A 15,259-nucleotide genomic window follows, 5' to 3' on the forward strand; every position below is an offset into this window, starting at 1 on the left:
CGCCCTCCGGCCTCGCTGTGCATCCGGCCGCCCCGCGGTCCGGAAGCACTCTCAGAGCTCCGGTCCTCTCCCGAGAGGATCGGCCGTCGGCCCTCGACCGCCGGCCCTCAGCCGTGTACCATGGCTCGTTGGCCTGCGCTCGCGCGGCCGCATGGGCGTCGACGTCGTCGGCGCCGTCCCACACCACAGGTCGTCACTCTTGTAAAGGGTGCCGAAACCAGGCGAGAAAGGCACCATCAGCCATGACCATGACTGATCCGGTCGCAGATCTGCTGACCAGAATCCGCAACGCGAACTCCGCGCACCACGACTCCATCGCCCTCCCCGGCTCGAAGCTCAAGGCGAACATCGCCGAGATCCTCAAGCGCGAGGGCTACATCTCCGACTGGAAGGTCGAGGAGGCGCGCGTCGGCACGACGCTCTCCATCTCCCTCAAGTACGGACCGAACCGCGAGCGCTCCATCGCCGGCATCAAGCGCGTCTCGAAGCCCGGCCTGCGCGTCTACGCGAAGTCGACCGAGATCCCCACCGTCCTCGGTGGCCTCGGCGTCGCCATCCTGTCCACGTCGAGCGGTCTGCTGACCGACCGTCAGGCCGAGAAGAAGGGCGTGGGTGGGGAGATCCTCGCCTACGTGTGGTAACCCCATGTCGCGAATCGGAAGACTCCCCATCGAGATCCCGGCGGGCGTCGACGTCTCCGTCGCCGGATCCCTCGTCACCGTCAAGGGCCCCAAGGGCGAGCTGACCGTCCCGGTCGCCAGCCCGATCCAGGTCGCCGTCGAAGGCGGCCAGGTCCTGGTCTCCCGCCCCGACGACGAGCGCGAGTCGCGCTCGCTCCACGGCCTCACCCGGACGCTCATCGCGAACGACATCATCGGTGTCACGCAGGGCTACTCCAAGGGCCTCGAGGTCGTCGGAACCGGTTACCGCGTGCTGGTGAAGGGCTCGGACATCGAGTTCGCCCTCGGCTTCTCGCACCCGGTCGTCGTCACCCCTCCCGCGGGCATCTCGTTCACGGTCGAGGGCAACAACAAGGTCACCGTGCACGGCATCTCCAAGCAGGCCGTCGGTGAAGTGGCCGCCAACATTCGTAAGATCCGCAAGCCCGAGCCCTACAAGGGCAAGGGCGTGCGCTACGCCGGCGAGGTCGTTCGCCGCAAGGCCGGAAAGAGCGGTAAGTGATCATGGGACTCGGAACCAGAGGAAAGAGCAAGTCCGCTGCGCGCGGTCGTCGTCACGACCGTCTGCGCAAGAAGGTCGTCGGCTCCGCCGAGCGCCCCCGTCTCGTCGTCAACCGATCGGCCCGTCACGTCTTCGTGCAGATCGTCGACGACTCGCTGGGCCGCACCCTCGCGTCCGCGTCGACCCTCGAGGCCGACCTCCGCGTGTTCGACGGTGACAAGACCGCCAAGGCCCGCCGGGTCGGCGAGCTTCTCGCCGAGCGCGCGAAGACCGCAGGAGTCGAGGCGGTCGTCTTCGACCGCGGAGGCAACAAGTACGCCGGTCGCGTCGCCGCGATCGCCGATGGAGCACGAGAGGCAGGGCTCAACCTGTGACCGCCGCAGAGAGCAAGGAACCCGAGGTCGCCGCCGTGTCGGAGGCCCCCGTCGAGACCGCTGCGTCCACGCAGCCCCAGCAGGAGGCTCGCGAGCCCCGTCGTGGCGGCCGTGACCGCAACCAGGGTGGCCGCGACCGCGGTGGCCGCGACTCCGAGAAGAGCCAGTTCCTCGAGCGCGTCGTGACCATCAACCGCGTGTCGAAGGTCGTCAAGGGCGGTCGTCGCTTCAGCTTCACCGCGCTCGTCGTCGTCGGCGACGGCAACGGACTCGTCGGAGTCGGCTACGGCAAGGCCCGCGAGGTCCCCACCGCCATCTCCAAGGGCGTCGAGGAGGCGAAGAAGAACTTCTTCCGCGTCCCGCGCGTCGGCTCGACCATCCCGCACCCCGTCCAGGGTGAGGCCGCTGCCGGTGTCGTGCTCCTGCGCCCCGCGTCGTCGGGTACCGGTGTCATCGCCGGCGGTCCCGTCCGCGCCGTGCTCGAGTGCGCCGGCATCCACGACGTCCTGAGCAAGTCGCTGGGCTCGTCGAACACCATCAACATCGTCCACGCGACGGTGACGGCCCTGCAGCAGCTCGAGGAGCCGCGCGCCGTCGCCGCTCGTCGCGGGCTCGACTTCGACCAGGTCGCGCCGCCCCGGCTCGTCCGTGCCGAGGCCGACGCCCTCGCCGCCGCGTCCAAGTCGAAGGCAGGTGCCTGATGGCCCAGCTCAAGGTGACCCAGATCAAGTCGAAGGTCAGCGAGAAGCAGTACCAGCGCGACACGCTGCGCTCGCTCGGCCTCAGGAAGATCGGTCAGAGCGTCGTCCGCGAGGACAACTCTCAGAACCGCGGATACGTGAAGACCGTCGCCCACCTGGTGAAGGTCGAGGAGATTGACTAATGGCTGAGAAGAACCAGGCCGTCGCGGAGTCCACGACTCCCGCGCAGGCCTCGACCAAGGAGCACGTGCTCAAGGTCCACCACCTCCGACCCGCAGTGGGCGCCAAGAAGGCGAAGACTCGCGTCGGCCGCGGTGAGGGATCCAAGGGAAAGACCGCCGGTCGCGGCACCAAGGGCACCAAGGCCCGCTACCAGGTGCGCGTCGGCTTCGAGGGTGGGCAGATGCCGCTGCACATGCGCACCCCGAAGCTCCGCGGCTTCAAGAACCCGTTCCGCGTCGAGTACCAGGTCGTGAACCTGTCCGCTCTCGCGGAGCTCTACCCTCAGGGCGGCGACGTCACCATCAGCGACCTGGTCGCGAAGGGTGCCGTCCGCAAGAACGAGAAGGTCAAGGTTCTCGGCGACGGGGACATTGCGGTTACGCTGAACGTCGCGGTCGACAAGGTCTCCAGCTCTGCCGAGCAGAAGATCGTCGCCGCGGGCGGATCCATCAAGTAGCACCAGCAGCTTGTCGGTCGGGCTTGCCACGACGACTCCCCACGGGCACCTCGCCCCTGGAGAGCGCGTGGCAAGCTCGACCTGTATCCCGCACCAAGAACTGAGCAGGAGACCCTAGGTAGATGTTTGGCGCCGTAGCGCGGATCTTCCGCACCCCCGACCTCCGCCGCAAGATCGGCTTCACTCTCGCGATCGTGGCGATCTTCCGGCTGGGATCCTTCATCCCCGCTCCGTTCGTCGACTTCGAGGCCGTCCAGGCCTGCCTCGCCGGCAACCAGGGCACCTCGGGTCTCTACGAGCTCGTGAACCTCTTCAGCGGTGGAGCCCTGCTCCAGCTGTCGATCTTCGCGCTCGGCATCATGCCGTACATCACGGCGTCGATCATCGTGCAGCTCCTGCGCGTGGTCATCCCGCACTTCGAGACCCTCTACAAGGAGGGCCAGTCGGGCCAGGGCCGTCTGACGCAGTACACCCGCTATCTCACGATCGCGCTGGGCGTCCTGCAGTCGACCACCCTCATCACTGTCGCCCGCTCGGGCGCGCTGTTCGGCAACTCCGGTGTCCCGGAGTGCTCGGCGCTCATCATCACCGACGAGTGGTACTCCATCCTGCTCATGGTCATCACCATGACCGCGGGCACCGGCATCATCATGTGGATGGGCGAGCTCATCACCGAGCGCGGCATCGGCAACGGCATGTCGCTCCTGATCTTCACCTCGATCGCCGCCCAGTTCCCCACCTCGCTCTGGTCGATCGCGCAGTCGCGCGGCTTCGAGACCTTCCTCCTGGTCCTCGCGGTCGGGCTCGTGCTCGTCGTCGCGGTCGTCTTCGTCGAGCAGTCGCAGCGGCGGATCCCCGTGCAGTACGCCAAGCGGATGGTCGGGCGCAGAACGTACGGCGGCAACAACACGTACATCCCGATCAAGGTCAACATGGCCGGCGTCGTGCCCGTCATCTTCGCCTCGTCGCTGCTGTACCTGCCCGCGCTCATCGCGCAGTTCAACCAGCCCGCGGCCGGCCAGGAGGCGCCGTTCTGGGTGACCTGGATCACGAACTACCTCACCAAGGGCGATCACCCGCTCTACATGGCGCTGTACTTCCTGCTGATCGTCGGCTTCACCTACTTCTACGTCGCGATCACCTTCAACCCGGACGAGGTCGCCGACAACATGAAGCGCTACGGCGGCTTCATCCCCGGCATCCGCGCCGGCCGTCCGACCGCCGAGTACCTGAACTACGTGCTGACCCGGGTGACGCTGCCCGGCTCGGTCTACCTCGGTCTGATCGCGCTCGTGCCCCTCGTGGCGCTCGCGCTCGTCGGCGCCAACCAGAACTTCCCGTTCGGCGGCACGTCCATCCTGATCATCGTCGGAGTCGGACTCGAGACGGTGAAGCAGATCGACTCCCAGCTGCAGCAGCGCCACTACGAAGGGCTCCTCCGATGACCTCGACCCCGGTCGGCTTCCGTCTGCTGCTGATCGGCCCTCCGGGCGCCGGCAAGGGGACTCAGGCCGCTCGGCTCAGCGAGGTCCTGAAGGTACCCGCGATCTCGACCGGAGACATCTTCCGCGCCAACGTCGCCAACGAGACCGAGCTCGGCCTGCAGGCCAAGTCCTACCTCGACGCCGGCCGCTACGTGCCCGACGAGCTGACGAACGCCATCGTGCACGACCGGCTGCAGGAGGCCGACGTCTCGACGGGCTTCCTCCTCGACGGCTACCCGCGCACCACGGAGCAGGTCGACGAGCTCGACCGCATCGTCGCGGCGGACGGCAACCGGCTCGACGCGGTCGTGCAGCTGACCGCCGATCCCGACGAGGTCGTCGCACGTCTGCTCAAGCGCTCCGCGGAGCAGGGCCGCAGCGACGACACCGAGGAGGTCATCCGGCACCGTCTCGCCCTCTACGAGGAGCAGACCGCGCCGCTGATCGACATCTACGCCGCGCGCGGGCTCGTCATCGTCGTCGACGGCCTCGGCCCGGTCGACGAGGTCACCGAGCGCATCGTCGTCGCCCTCGAGGGCCACCGCGTCGGTCGCCTCGTCGGCGACTCGCCGGCCGCCTGACCCGTGGCGCTGCGCTCCTCCCTCTACAAGACGCCGGCCCAGCTGCGGTCGATGATCGCGCCCGGGCTGGCGACCGCCGCGTCCCTGGACGCTGTCCGTGCCGCCGTGCGACCCGGCGTCAGCACGCTCGAGCTCGACGCGATCGCCGAGGCCGCGATCGTCGCGCTCGGTGGGCACTCGAACTTCCAGCTCGTGCCGGGCTACCGGCACACGATCTGCGCCTCGGTGAACGAGGAGGTCGTGCACGGGATCCCCGGCGGCCGCGTCCTCGAGCCCGGCGACATCGTCTCCATCGACAGCGGCGCCGAGATCGACGGCTGGAACGGCGACTCCGCCATGACGATCGTCCTGCCCGATGCCGAGCGCCCCGACGAGGTCGCGCGCCGCGAGGCGCTGTCCCGCGTCACCGAGGGCTCGCTCTGGCGCGGCATCGCAGCTCTGGCGTCCGCCCGGCACCTCAACGAGGTGGGCGCGGCGATCGAGGAGTACATCGAGGACGAGGCGGAGGCCTCCGGCGCCGTCTACGGCATCCTCACCGACTACATCGGCCACGGCATCGGCCGGACGATGCACGAGGCGCCGCCGGTGTTCAACTACCGGGTCCGCCAGCGCGGCCCGGAGGTGAAGCCCGGTCTCGTCGTCGCCATCGAGCCGATGGTCACCGCGGGCAGCGCCGAGACGGTCGTCCGCGAGGACGAGTGGACCGTCGCCACCATCGACGGCAGCATGTCGGCGCACTGGGAGCACTCGGTCGCGGTGCACCGCGACGGCATCTGGGTGACGACGCTCGCCGACGGCGGCGCCGCCGGCCTCGCGCAGTACGGGATCGTGCCGACGCCGATCGCGTAGTACGGACTTCGTCGCGGTGATGCGACCCATTGAGGGTCGCCGTCGCGTTGTCGAGTCTTCCGCGGTGAGGGCGGTCCACTGGACCGCCCGGCTGGCCGCCTTGGAGGAGCTGGTCAGGGTGATCGACAGCTAGCTGTCGATCACCCTGACCAGCTCCTCGATGAAGCCGCCGAAGTCCGCGGAGCGGCGGATCAGGCGCTGCACCTCCGCGCGGTCGGCGAAGACCTCGACGAACTGGTCGAACACCGACTGGAAGCTGCTGCGCCCGGCGGAGGCGAAGGCGATCATCGCGATCACGTTCACCCGCTGCTCGCCCCACGCCATCGGCACGTCGTTGACGACGATGGCGATCGCGGTCCGGCGCGCACTCATCGCCATCGCGTGCGGGACGGCGAGGTTGTCGGTAAAGGCGGTCGAGCTCATCCGCTCGCGCTCGATCGCCCCGTCGACGTAGTCCTCGTCGATGATGCCGCCGGCGATCATCCGCTCGCCGAGCAGCCGGATCATCGCGGCTTCGTCGCGCGCGTGCACGTTCCGGAAGAAGAGCGACTCGTCGAAGAACTGCAGCAGCTCGTCCTTGATCCGCGCGCGGCGCCGGTGCCGGCGCACCCGGGCGATCGCACGGCGCACGGCGTCCACGTCGTGGTCGGTGAGGAACGGCTGCACCACGACGACGTCCTCGGAGGCGGGCCGCTCGTCGATCGTGGTGATCACCAGATCCGCGGTCAGGCGGTCCCAGTCGACGTCGCTCCGGGTGATCAGCGAGCGGACCTCCACCTCGGTGCCGAGCGAGCGCTCGACCCGCAGCCGCAGCATGTGCGCGAGGTCGTAGTAGTTGGGGCAGACGATGACGCAGGAGAGCCGCTCCTCGCGCCGGGACACCCGCTCGAGGAAGGAGCCGACGTGCAGGGCGATGTAGGCGATCTCGTCCTCGTTGACGGTGATCCCGCGCAGGCGCTGCAGTCCGCTCGCCAGGAACACGGCGATCTCGTAGGTCATCGGAAAGCTGGTCTTGATCGAGCGGGTGAGCGGGTTCCGTGAGTAGCCGCCCTCGGCCGCCCGCGCGACGAGGTTCCGCACATGCAGTGCGAGGCGGACGATGAAGCCCTCGTCGTCCAGGTCGACGAGATAGGCCTCGTTCACATCGGCGACGAGCTCGCGGACGACGGCGACGTCCTCCGGATCGAGGTAGTTCTCGACGACGGCGGCGACGGGCTCGTTCTGCCCCGGCGTCGCCACCCGCGTCGTCATCAGGATCGCCAGCTGGGCGAGCTCGGCGTCGGTGAGCCGCGTGGCGAAGTGGCGCTCGACGAGCTCGGCGAGCAGCGCGGCGAGCTCGCCGTGCACCGCGGGGGAGGGGCGCGAGCCGGACGGGTCGCCGATGCCGCGGGAGACGCGGTCGACGGCGATCGCGATGTGCAGCAGCACGCTGTTCACGCCGTAGTCGTTGATGTAGTAGCCGCGGGTCTCGAGCTCGGCCAGCAGCTCGGTCTTGAACGCGCCGAGACCGGGGGAGGCGAACTCGCGCTGCACGTCGTCGAGCGTGAAGACGCCCTGCGCGCTCTCGTCGCGGAACATCCGCGAGATCAGCCGGCGCCGGGCCTCCTCGCTGCCCTCGAGACGAACGGAAGGGCCGCGGCGCACGAGGGCCAGGCCGGACTCGTCCGCCAGCGCCTTCACCCGGCGCAGATCGGCGTCGATCGTCGACTCGCTGACGGAGAGCGTGTCCGCCAGTGCCGCGAGGTCGAGTCCCTCGTCGGAGTCGACCAGGCGCCGGACGATGCTGTACAGCCGGTCGCGCGGGGTGTCCGGCTCGTCGTCGCGGAGCAGCCGGGTCTCGAGGAACGCCGTGTACGCGTCGCGCGCGAGCCGGTAGCCGTTGGCCGACGACTCCACGGGCTCGAGCGGGGCCGCCTGGGCCTTCACCGCCGTCACGTAGCTGCGGACGCTCCGGGTGGTGACTCCGAGCCGGTCGGCCAGCTCGTGCGCGGTCACCCAGCCGTCGGCGCGGGAGAGGTACTCCAGCAGTCGTTCGCGGTTGTCAGGCATCGGTCTTCCAGTCAACCATCTCCGGGTCGGCGGGGTCGGACCCGCGCCGAAGCCGCCGGGAGCGCTCTTCCGCCCCCGCGGAAGATTGTCTGCGGGGGGCGGACGCGCGGCCCCCGAGATGCTTGGATGAGGCAAGACCCGGACGCGAGGAGGCGAACGAGGTGCGCACGATCCTGATCGTCTGCGGTGCAGGCGCGTCGAGCACGTTCCTGGCCCACCGGCTGCGAGCGGGCGCGAAGCAGCGCGGCATCGATGCCGTGTTCCGATCCGAGACCCTTCCCGGTCTCGCGGACGCTCTGCCCCAGGCGGACGTCCTCCTGGTCGGACCGCACCTCGAGCCGCAGTTCGACGAGCTCCGCCAGCGCGCGGTGCACGTCGGCGCCGCGGCAGCACTCCTCCCGCACGACGTCTTCGGGGCGCACGGTGCCGATGCCGTGCTCGACACCCTTCCCGTCCTCTTCGCCGCTCGCGCGGTCGTCGCAGGATCGGACGGGGACGCCTCACCTCCCGCCCCGGGCCTCGCGCCCGGCGCCGGGAACCACTGACGCAGTTCCGACTGCAGGATCAAGGAGAAACGTTCATGGTCGAGCGCACCGTGCAGGTTGCATCGTCGAAGGGCCTCCACGCCCGCCCCGCCTCGCTCTTCAGCCAGGCCGCGGCGAAGTCGGGTCAGAAGGTCCTGGTGAAGAAGGGCGAGGGCACCGCGGTGAACGCGGCCTCGATCCTCGGCATCATCTCGCTCGGCATCGAGCACGGCGACTCGCTGACCCTCTCCGTCGAGGGCGACAACGAGCAGGCGATCCTCGACGAGCTCGCGGAGTTCCTCTCCACCGACCACGACGCTTAAGACCCCTCGCCCCACCGCCCTCTCACCGACGAGACGCACGACAGGAACCGGGAACCCATGACGCTGTCCACTCCTTCCACCGCCTACGCCTCCGCGAAGCTCCAGGGCACCGGAGTCGGCCGCGGCCTGGCCCTCGGGCCGGTGCTGCGCATGCCCGACCCGCTCCCCGAGCCCGAGGACACCGCCAGCACCCGCTCCGTCGCGCAGGAGGAGGAGCGCGCGGTCGCCTCGCTGTCGGCGACCGCCGCGACCATCCGCCACCGCGGTGAGCGCGCCGGCGGCTCGGCGAAGGACGTCCTCGACGCGCAGGCGCTGATGGCGGAGGACCCCTCGCTCGCGGACGACGTCAAGGCGCGGCTCGCGACCGGCAAGACCGCCGAGCGCGCGGTGCACGAGGCGTTCGCCGGGTTCCGCGACCTGCTGGTCGCGATGGGCGGCTACATGGCCGAGCGCGCGACCGACCTCGACGACGTCTCGCAGCGGGTCGTCGCCCACCTGCGCGGCGTCCCGGCGCCCGGCGTCCCGGAGTCGGACGAGCCCTTCGTGCTCGTCGCCCGCGACCTCGCGCCGGCCGACACCGCGCTGCTCGACCTCGAGAAGGTCCTCGGCCTGATCACGAGCGACGGCGGCCCGACCTCGCACACGGCGATCCTCGCCCGCGAGAAGTCGATCACCGCCATCGTCGGCACGACCGGCGCACTCGACCTGCGCGACGGCCAGCTCGTCATCCTCGACGCCTCCTCCGGTGTCGTGACGGTGAACCCGTCCGACGTCGAGATCGGCGACGCGAAGTCCTCGATCGCGGAGCGCGCCGAGATGCTCGCCGCCCCCGTCGTCCCCGGCGCCCTCGCGGACGGTCACGCCGTGCCGCTGCTGGCGAACCTCGGCTCGGCCGACGGCGCCGAGAACGCCGTCGAGCTCGGCGCGGAGGGCGTGGGCCTGTTCCGCACCGAGTTCCTCTTCCTCGACGCGAAGGAGGCCCCGACCGTCGCCGAGCAGGCCGAGCAGTACACCCGCCTCCTCGCCGCCTTCCCCGGCCGCAAGGTCGTGGTGCGCGCGCTCGACGCCGGCGCCGACAAGCCGCTCGCCTTCCTCAACGACAACCACGAGGAGAACCCGGCGCTCGGTCTCCGCGGACTCCGCGCCCTGCGCGCGAGCGAGCAGATCCTCCGCGACCAGCTCACCGCGCTCGCCCAGGCCGACGCCGCGACCGACGCCGACCTCTGGGTCATGGCGCCGATGGTCGCGACGGTCGACGAGACCCGCTACTTCACCTCCATGGCCAAGGAGCTCGGGATCCGCACCGCCGGCGTGATGGTGGAGGTCCCCTCCTCCGCCCTGCTCGCCGACCGGATCCTCGGAGTCGCCGACTTCGCCTCCATCGGCACCAACGACCTGACCCAGTACACCCTGGCGGCGGACCGGATGCTCGGCACCGTGTCCGCCTTCCAGGACCCGTGGCACCCCGCCGTCCTCCGCCTCGTCGGCGAGGTCGGCCGCGCGGGCGCCGCACTGGGCAAGCCCGTCGGCATCTGCGGCGAGGCCGCCGCGGATCCGCTGCTCGCCGTGGTCCTCGTGGGCCTCGGCGCGACGACCCTCTCGATGTCGCCGTCGGCTCTCGCCGACGTCCGCGCCGAGCTGGCCGAGCACACCCTCGAGGACGCGAGGCGCTACGCCGAGCTCGCCCTCGCGGCCGACAGCGCGGCGGACGCCCGGTCCGCCGTCACCGAGGCGATCGCCGCCTCCTGATCCCGGGGATCGCGCGGCCCGCATCCGCGCGATCCTCCGCAGCACCACCCCGCACCACCCGCACCACGGCACGACCCCTGCTCCACCCCGTCTCGTCCCGCCCCGCGGGAGCCCGGCCCGCCTCAGGAGCGACCGGATCTCCCACCCTCAGAATCGGAGAACACACCACATGACAACGACGTCAGCGACGTCGACGCGCGGAGGTACGCGCGTCCACGTCCAGCGATTCGGCACCTTCCTCTCGGGGATGGTCATGCCGAACATCGCGGCCTTCATCGCGTGGGGTCTCATCACCTCGCTCTTCATCGCCGCGGGCTGGCTGCCCAACGGCATCCTCGGCGGCTTCGGCGACGCGGCCCAGATCGGCTGGGAGGGTGCCCGCACCCAGCTCGCCGCCGGTGAGGACGGCGCGACCTTCCAGCAGTACATCGGTCTCGTCGCCCCGATGATCACCTACCTGCTCCCGCTGCTCATCGCGAACACCGGTGGCCGCATGGTCTACGGCCAGCGCGGTGGCGTGGTCGCCTCGATCGCCACCATGGGCGTCATCGTCGGCGCCACCATCCCGATGTTCCTCGGCGCCATGATCATCGGCCCGCTCGCCGCGTGGCTGATGAAGAAGGTCGACTCGATCTGGGACGGCAAGATCAAGCCCGGCTTCGAGATGCTGGTCAACAACTTCTCCGCCGGAATCCTCGGCATGCTCCTCTCGCTGGGCGCGTTCTTCGGCATCGCGCCGATCATCTCGTTCCTCACCAAGATCCTCGGCGACGGCGTCGACCTCCTGGTGAACGCGGGCCTGCTGCCGCTGACCTCGATCTTCATCGAGCCGGCGAAGATCCTGTTCCTCAACAACGCCATCAACCAGGGCGTGCTCACCCCGCTCGGCACCGTCATGGCGCAGGACCAGGGCAAGTCGTACCTGTTCCTGCTCGAGGCCAACCCCGGCCCCGGCATGGGCGTGCTGCTCGCCTTCGCGATCTTCGGTGTGGGCATCGCCCGCGGCTCCGCCCCCGGCGCCGCGCTGATCCACTTCGTCGGCGGCATCCACGAGATCTACTTCCCCTACGTGCTGATGAAGCCCGCGCTCGTCGCGGCCGTCATCCTCGGCGGCATGACGGGCGTCGCGACCAACGTCGCGTTCGACTCCGGCCTCGTCGCCCCGGCGTCCCCGGGATCGATCATCGCGGTGCTCCTGCAGACCTCGCGTGACAGCTACCTCGGCGTGATCCTCTCGGTCCTGCTCTCGATGGCCGTGTCGTTCGTCGTCGCGTCGTTCATCATCCGCGGCAGCCGCAAGCGCGACCTCGACGCCATGGAGGCCGGTGACGACAAGCTCGCCGCCGCCGTCGCCGCCAACTCGTCGAACAAGGGCAAGGAGAGCGCCGTCGGCTCGCTCCTCAACGCGAGCGGCGCGTCCAACCAGGACGGCGCCTCGGCGACCGCCACCGCCACGCAGGTGCGCAACATCGTCTTCGCCTGCGACGCCGGGATGGGATCGTCCGCCATGGGCGCCTCCGTCCTGCGCAACAAGATGAAGAAGGCGGGCTTCGAGGACGTCACGGTCACCAACAAGGCGATCGCGGCTCTCGAGGACGACGTCGACCTGGTCATCACCCAGGCCGAGCTGACCGAGCGGGCGCGCCAGCGCACGCCGGGCGCGATCCACGTCTCCGTCGACAACTTCATGAACAGCCCCAAGTACGACGAGGTCGTCTCGCTCGTCGCGGAGCAGCACGGCAAGTAGTCGGGAACACCCCTGAGGGAGCCCGTAGGGTGCGACGTGGCGGAGACGCTCCGCTCGCCCCTGCGGGTTCCCTCATTCGTTCACCACCCACGGAAAGGACGCACGCCATGAGCGATGTGCTCACCATCGGACAGATCAACGCCTCCGGCACCGCCACGTCGAAGGAGACCGCCATCAAGGAGGCCGCGGACATGCTGGTCGGCGTCGGCGCCGTCACGCCCGCGTACCACGAGGCGATGCTCGCCCGCGAGGCGACCGTCTCCACCTACATGGGCAACCTGCTCGCCATCCCGCACGGCACGAACGACGCGAAGGACGAGATCCGCTCCTCCGCGCTGTCCTTCGTCCGCTACGCGCAGCCGATCGACTGGGACGGCAACGAGGTCCGCTTCGTCGTCGGCATCGCCGGCGTCAACAACGAGCACCTCGAGATCCTGTCGAAGATCGCGATCATCTTCTCCGAGGAGGACGAGGTGCAGAAGCTCCTCGACGCCCCGGACGCGCAGTCGCTCTACGCGCTGCTGGGCGAGGTCAACTCCTGATGCCCACCGCCGTCCACTTCGGCGCCGGCAACATCGGCCGCGGCTTCGTCGGGCTGATCCTGCACGGTGCCGGCTACGAGCTCGTCTTCGCCGACGTCAACGCGGCACTGATCGATCAGCTCGCCGCCGCCGACAGCTACGAGGTGCACGAGGTGGGGGAGTCGTCCGCGACGCACGTCGTCGACGGCTTCCGCGCGATCAACTCGGCGAGCGACGAGGAGGCCCTCGTCCGCGAGATCGCCGCCGCCGACCTCGTCACCACCGCGGTGGGTCCGAACATCCTGCGCTTCGTCGCCCCGGTGATCGCGAAGGGCCTCGCCGCCCGCGCGGACTCCGCGCCCCGCCTCGCCGTGATGGCCTGCGAGAACGCGATCAATGCGACCCGGCTGCTGCAGACCGAGGTCGCCGCGAGCCTCGGTGCGGACGAGTGGGAGCGCCTGCGCTCCCGCGCGGTCTTCGCGGACACCGCGGTCGACCGCATCGTGCCGAACCAGGCGGCCGGCCAGGGTCTCGACGTCACGGTCGAGAGCTTCTTCGAGTGGGTCGTCGACCGCACGCCGTTCGAGGGCTCCGAGCCCGAGATCCCCGGCGCCACCTGGGTCGACGATCTCGAGCCGTTCATCGAGCGCAAGCTCTTCACGGTGAACACCGGGCACGCCACCGCGGCGTACGTCGGCTTCGCGGCCGGCGCGCACAAGCTGTCGGACGCGCTCGCGCTGCCCGAGGTGCACGACGCGGTGAAGGCCGCGCTCGAGGACACCAAGACGCTGATCGTCGAGAAGCACGGCTTCAGCGACGAGGAGCAGGAGGCCTACCTCCAGAAGACGCTGAAGCGCTTCGCGAACCCGGGTCTCACCGACACGGTGGACCGGGTCGGGCGCCAGCCGCTGCGCAAGCTCTCGCGGCACGAGCGCTTCATCGGCCCGGCGGCCGAGCTCGCCGAGCGCGGGCACGTGCCGAGCGGACTGCTGACGGCGATCGGCGCGGCCCTCCGCTTCGACGTGCCGGAGGACCCGCAGAGCGTCGAGCTGAAGGAGAAGCTGGCGGCGCTGTCGCCGGAGGAGTTCGTCGCCGAGGTGACCGGCCTCGGCGCGGACCACCCGCTGTTCGCGCAGGTCGTCGCGGTCGTCCGAGGCTGACCTCCGCGAGGCCGCGTCCGGAGGGGCGGGATCGGGTGCTCCGGCATCCGGCTCCGCCCCTTCGCGGTTCGCGGCGCGATCCGGAACGCGACCCGGACTAGAAGAGGCGCCAGCGGGTCAGCGGCCAGGCCACGGCGAAGACGCGCCCGACCACCCTCTCGATCGGCACCGTCTTCACGCAGGAGTCGATCGGACCCGGGGCTCCGCGGCAGTCGCCGAGAGAGTCGTTGGAGTTCGAGCGGTGGTCGCCGAGGACGAAGAGCGTGCCCTCCGGCACCGTGTACTCCTGGAAGCAGCGGGTGGAGGCGGGCTGCGAGTCGCAGTCCTGGGTGCCGGGGGTGAACGGGAAGTCCTCGAAGACGTAGTCGCCCGCGAGCGGCTGACCGTCCACGAGCACGTGCCCCTCGGCGTCGCAGCAGGAGACCGTCTGACCGGCGGTCGCGATCACGCGCTTCACGAGGAACTCCTCGTGCGACGGGCCGATGCTCGTGACGTCGCCGAAGTACTTGACCGCCTCGGAGAGCGGGTTCCCGACCGCGTCGGTAGCGCCCCAGCGCGCGTCGCGCGAGAAGACGACGATCTGCTCCGACTCCGGCTCGCCGTGGAGCGCCGCGGTGCGATCGACCAGGATGCGGTCGCCGAAGAAGCCGCCGCCCTGCAGGGTGTTCTCCATCGAGCCGGTCGGCACGGTGTACACCTTCACGAAGAACGTCTGCACGAGGGCGATGACGACGATCGCGACGAGCACGGTCACCAGGGGGTGCGAGTACCAGCTCCGCCGGCTCCTCGCCGTGCCGTCCGTCGTCTTCTCCGTGCGCGCCATCCGCGGTCCCTTCGACGAGGGAGAGCCTAGGCGGCGGCCGTCGTGCTCGCGCTCCGCGGCGCGCACACCGCCGTCCGCGGCGGGTGCCCGCCCCCGCCCTGAGGCGACACGCCCGGGCTGGCGGAGAAGCGGGGATTCGCGTAGTATCGACCCTTGGTGTTTGCGCGTGCTCCGGCACGCCCGCGCACCGCTCCCCGGGCTCCGCCCGGGGAGAGGATCGTCGCGGAAGCATTCGCACGACCAGTACACACACTACTTCCGAACGACAGTGAGGCTATGGCCAAAAAAGACGGTGTCATCGAAATCGAAGGTGCGGTTGTCGAGGCGCTCCCCAACGCGATGTTCCGCGTGGAGCTCACCAACGGACACAAGGTTCTCGCCCACATCTCGGGCAAGATGCGTCAGCACTACATCCGCATCCTCCCCGAGGACCGCGTGATCGTGGAGCTCAGCCCCTACGACCTGACCCGCGGCCGGATCGTCTACCGCTACAAGTAGACGTTCGCTCCGCTC

At 69.9% G+C, this 15,259-nt stretch carries 18 protein-coding genes; 16 read left to right on the top strand and 2 right to left on the bottom strand.

Features of this window, described 5'->3' with window-relative positions; all coding sequences use genetic code 11:
- Positions 1-242 precede the first annotated feature (242 nt).
- The 9 genes from rpsH to map all read left to right on the top strand — a co-directional run bounded on the left by rpsH (position 243) and on the right by map (position 5,850).
- Positions 243-641: a 30S ribosomal protein S8 gene (rpsH, locus tag EDF45_RS03840; protein WP_123445051.1), complete on the top strand. Its 399-nt coding sequence runs from the start codon at positions 243-245 to the stop codon at positions 639-641.
- 4 nt (positions 642-645) lie between these two features.
- Entirely contained in the window at positions 646-1,182 is a 537-nt protein-coding gene (rplF, locus tag EDF45_RS03845) for a 50S ribosomal protein L6 (protein ID WP_123445052.1), read from the top strand.
- A 2-nt stretch (positions 1,183-1,184) separates the two neighbouring features.
- Positions 1,185-1,556, top strand: coding sequence for a 50S ribosomal protein L18 (gene rplR, locus EDF45_RS03850; RefSeq protein ID WP_123445053.1), 372 nt, complete (start codon positions 1,185-1,187; stop codon positions 1,554-1,556).
- Entirely contained in the window at positions 1,553-2,257 is a 705-nt protein-coding gene (rpsE, locus tag EDF45_RS03855) for a 30S ribosomal protein S5 (protein WP_123445054.1), read from the top strand. Before rplR ends, rpsE begins: the two co-directional genes overlap by 4 nt.
- Positions 2,257-2,439: a 50S ribosomal protein L30 gene (rpmD, locus tag EDF45_RS03860; RefSeq protein ID WP_173232138.1), complete on the top strand. Its 183-nt coding sequence runs from the start codon at positions 2,257-2,259 to the stop codon at positions 2,437-2,439. Before rpsE ends, rpmD begins: the two co-directional genes overlap by 1 nt.
- Positions 2,439-2,936 carry a 50S ribosomal protein L15 gene (gene rplO, locus EDF45_RS03865; protein WP_123445055.1) on the top strand — a complete coding sequence of 166 codons (498 nt, stop codon included), beginning with the start codon at positions 2,439-2,441 and terminating at the stop codon, positions 2,934-2,936. The genes rpmD and rplO overlap by 1 nt, the downstream gene beginning before the upstream one ends.
- 122 nt (positions 2,937-3,058) lie before the next feature.
- A complete protein-coding gene (secY, locus tag EDF45_RS03870; RefSeq protein WP_123445056.1) occupies positions 3,059-4,381 on the top strand; it encodes a preprotein translocase subunit SecY in 1,323 nt (440 codons plus the stop codon).
- Positions 4,378-5,001 carry an adenylate kinase gene (locus EDF45_RS03875; protein WP_123445057.1) on the top strand — a complete coding sequence of 208 codons (624 nt, stop codon included), beginning with the start codon at positions 4,378-4,380 and terminating at the stop codon, positions 4,999-5,001. Before secY ends, EDF45_RS03875 begins: the two co-directional genes overlap by 4 nt.
- A gap of 3 nt (positions 5,002-5,004) precedes the next feature.
- Positions 5,005-5,850, top strand: a complete 846-nt coding sequence (map, locus tag EDF45_RS03880) for a type I methionyl aminopeptidase (RefSeq protein WP_123735030.1) — start codon at positions 5,005-5,007, stop codon at positions 5,848-5,850.
- 129 nt (positions 5,851-5,979) lie between these two features.
- On the opposite strand, the gene EDF45_RS03885 is transcribed toward map, so the two are convergent.
- Complete coding sequence (locus tag EDF45_RS03885) at positions 5,980-7,899, bottom strand: BglG family transcription antiterminator (protein ID WP_123735031.1); 1,920 nt, start codon at positions 7,897-7,899, stop codon at positions 5,980-5,982.
- Positions 7,900-8,060: 161 nt separating this feature from the next.
- Between EDF45_RS03885 and EDF45_RS03890 the strand changes: the two genes are divergently transcribed.
- From EDF45_RS03890 to EDF45_RS03915, 6 genes are all read left to right on the top strand, one after another.
- Positions 8,061-8,444, top strand: a complete 384-nt coding sequence (locus EDF45_RS03890; protein ID WP_165909035.1) for a PTS sugar transporter subunit IIB — start codon at positions 8,061-8,063, stop codon at positions 8,442-8,444.
- 35 nt (positions 8,445-8,479) lie between these two features.
- Positions 8,480-8,746 (top strand): HPr family phosphocarrier protein, encoded by a 267-nt coding sequence (locus EDF45_RS03895; RefSeq protein ID WP_123702116.1) that lies wholly within the window; start codon positions 8,480-8,482, stop codon positions 8,744-8,746.
- Between the two features lie 150 nt (positions 8,747-8,896).
- On the top strand, positions 8,897-10,495 hold the full coding sequence (gene ptsP, locus EDF45_RS03900) for a phosphoenolpyruvate--protein phosphotransferase (RefSeq protein WP_243582597.1): 1,599 nt from the start codon (positions 8,897-8,899) through the stop codon (positions 10,493-10,495).
- A 169-nt stretch (positions 10,496-10,664) separates the two neighbouring features.
- The gene (locus EDF45_RS03905) at positions 10,665-12,242 is read left to right on the top strand and encodes a PTS mannitol transporter subunit IICB (protein WP_123735034.1); all 1,578 of its coding nucleotides are present in this window, start codon (positions 10,665-10,667) and stop codon (positions 12,240-12,242) included.
- Between the two features lie 107 nt (positions 12,243-12,349).
- Positions 12,350-12,784, top strand: a complete 435-nt coding sequence (locus tag EDF45_RS03910) for a PTS sugar transporter subunit IIA (RefSeq protein ID WP_123445065.1) — start codon at positions 12,350-12,352, stop codon at positions 12,782-12,784.
- Complete coding sequence (locus EDF45_RS03915) at positions 12,784-13,923, top strand: mannitol-1-phosphate 5-dehydrogenase (protein WP_123735035.1); 1,140 nt, start codon at positions 12,784-12,786, stop codon at positions 13,921-13,923. Before EDF45_RS03910 ends, EDF45_RS03915 begins: the two co-directional genes overlap by 1 nt.
- 97 nt (positions 13,924-14,020) lie before the next feature.
- Here the strand turns inward: EDF45_RS03915 and lepB are convergent, their stop codons facing one another.
- Positions 14,021-14,746 carry a signal peptidase I gene (lepB, locus tag EDF45_RS03920; protein WP_123735036.1) on the bottom strand — a complete coding sequence of 242 codons (726 nt, stop codon included), beginning with the start codon at positions 14,744-14,746 and terminating at the stop codon, positions 14,021-14,023.
- A 276-nt stretch (positions 14,747-15,022) separates the two neighbouring features.
- Here lepB and infA point away from each other — a divergent pair, with 276 nt between their 5' ends.
- Positions 15,023-15,244, top strand: a complete 222-nt coding sequence (infA, locus tag EDF45_RS03925) for a translation initiation factor IF-1 (protein WP_022883252.1) — start codon at positions 15,023-15,025, stop codon at positions 15,242-15,244.
- Positions 15,245-15,259: the final 15 nt, after the last annotated feature.

Origin of the sequence: Rathayibacter sp. PhB186 (assembly GCF_003751825.1) — a bacterium.
Taxonomy (GTDB): domain Bacteria; phylum Actinomycetota; class Actinomycetes; order Actinomycetales; family Microbacteriaceae; genus Rathayibacter; species Rathayibacter festucae.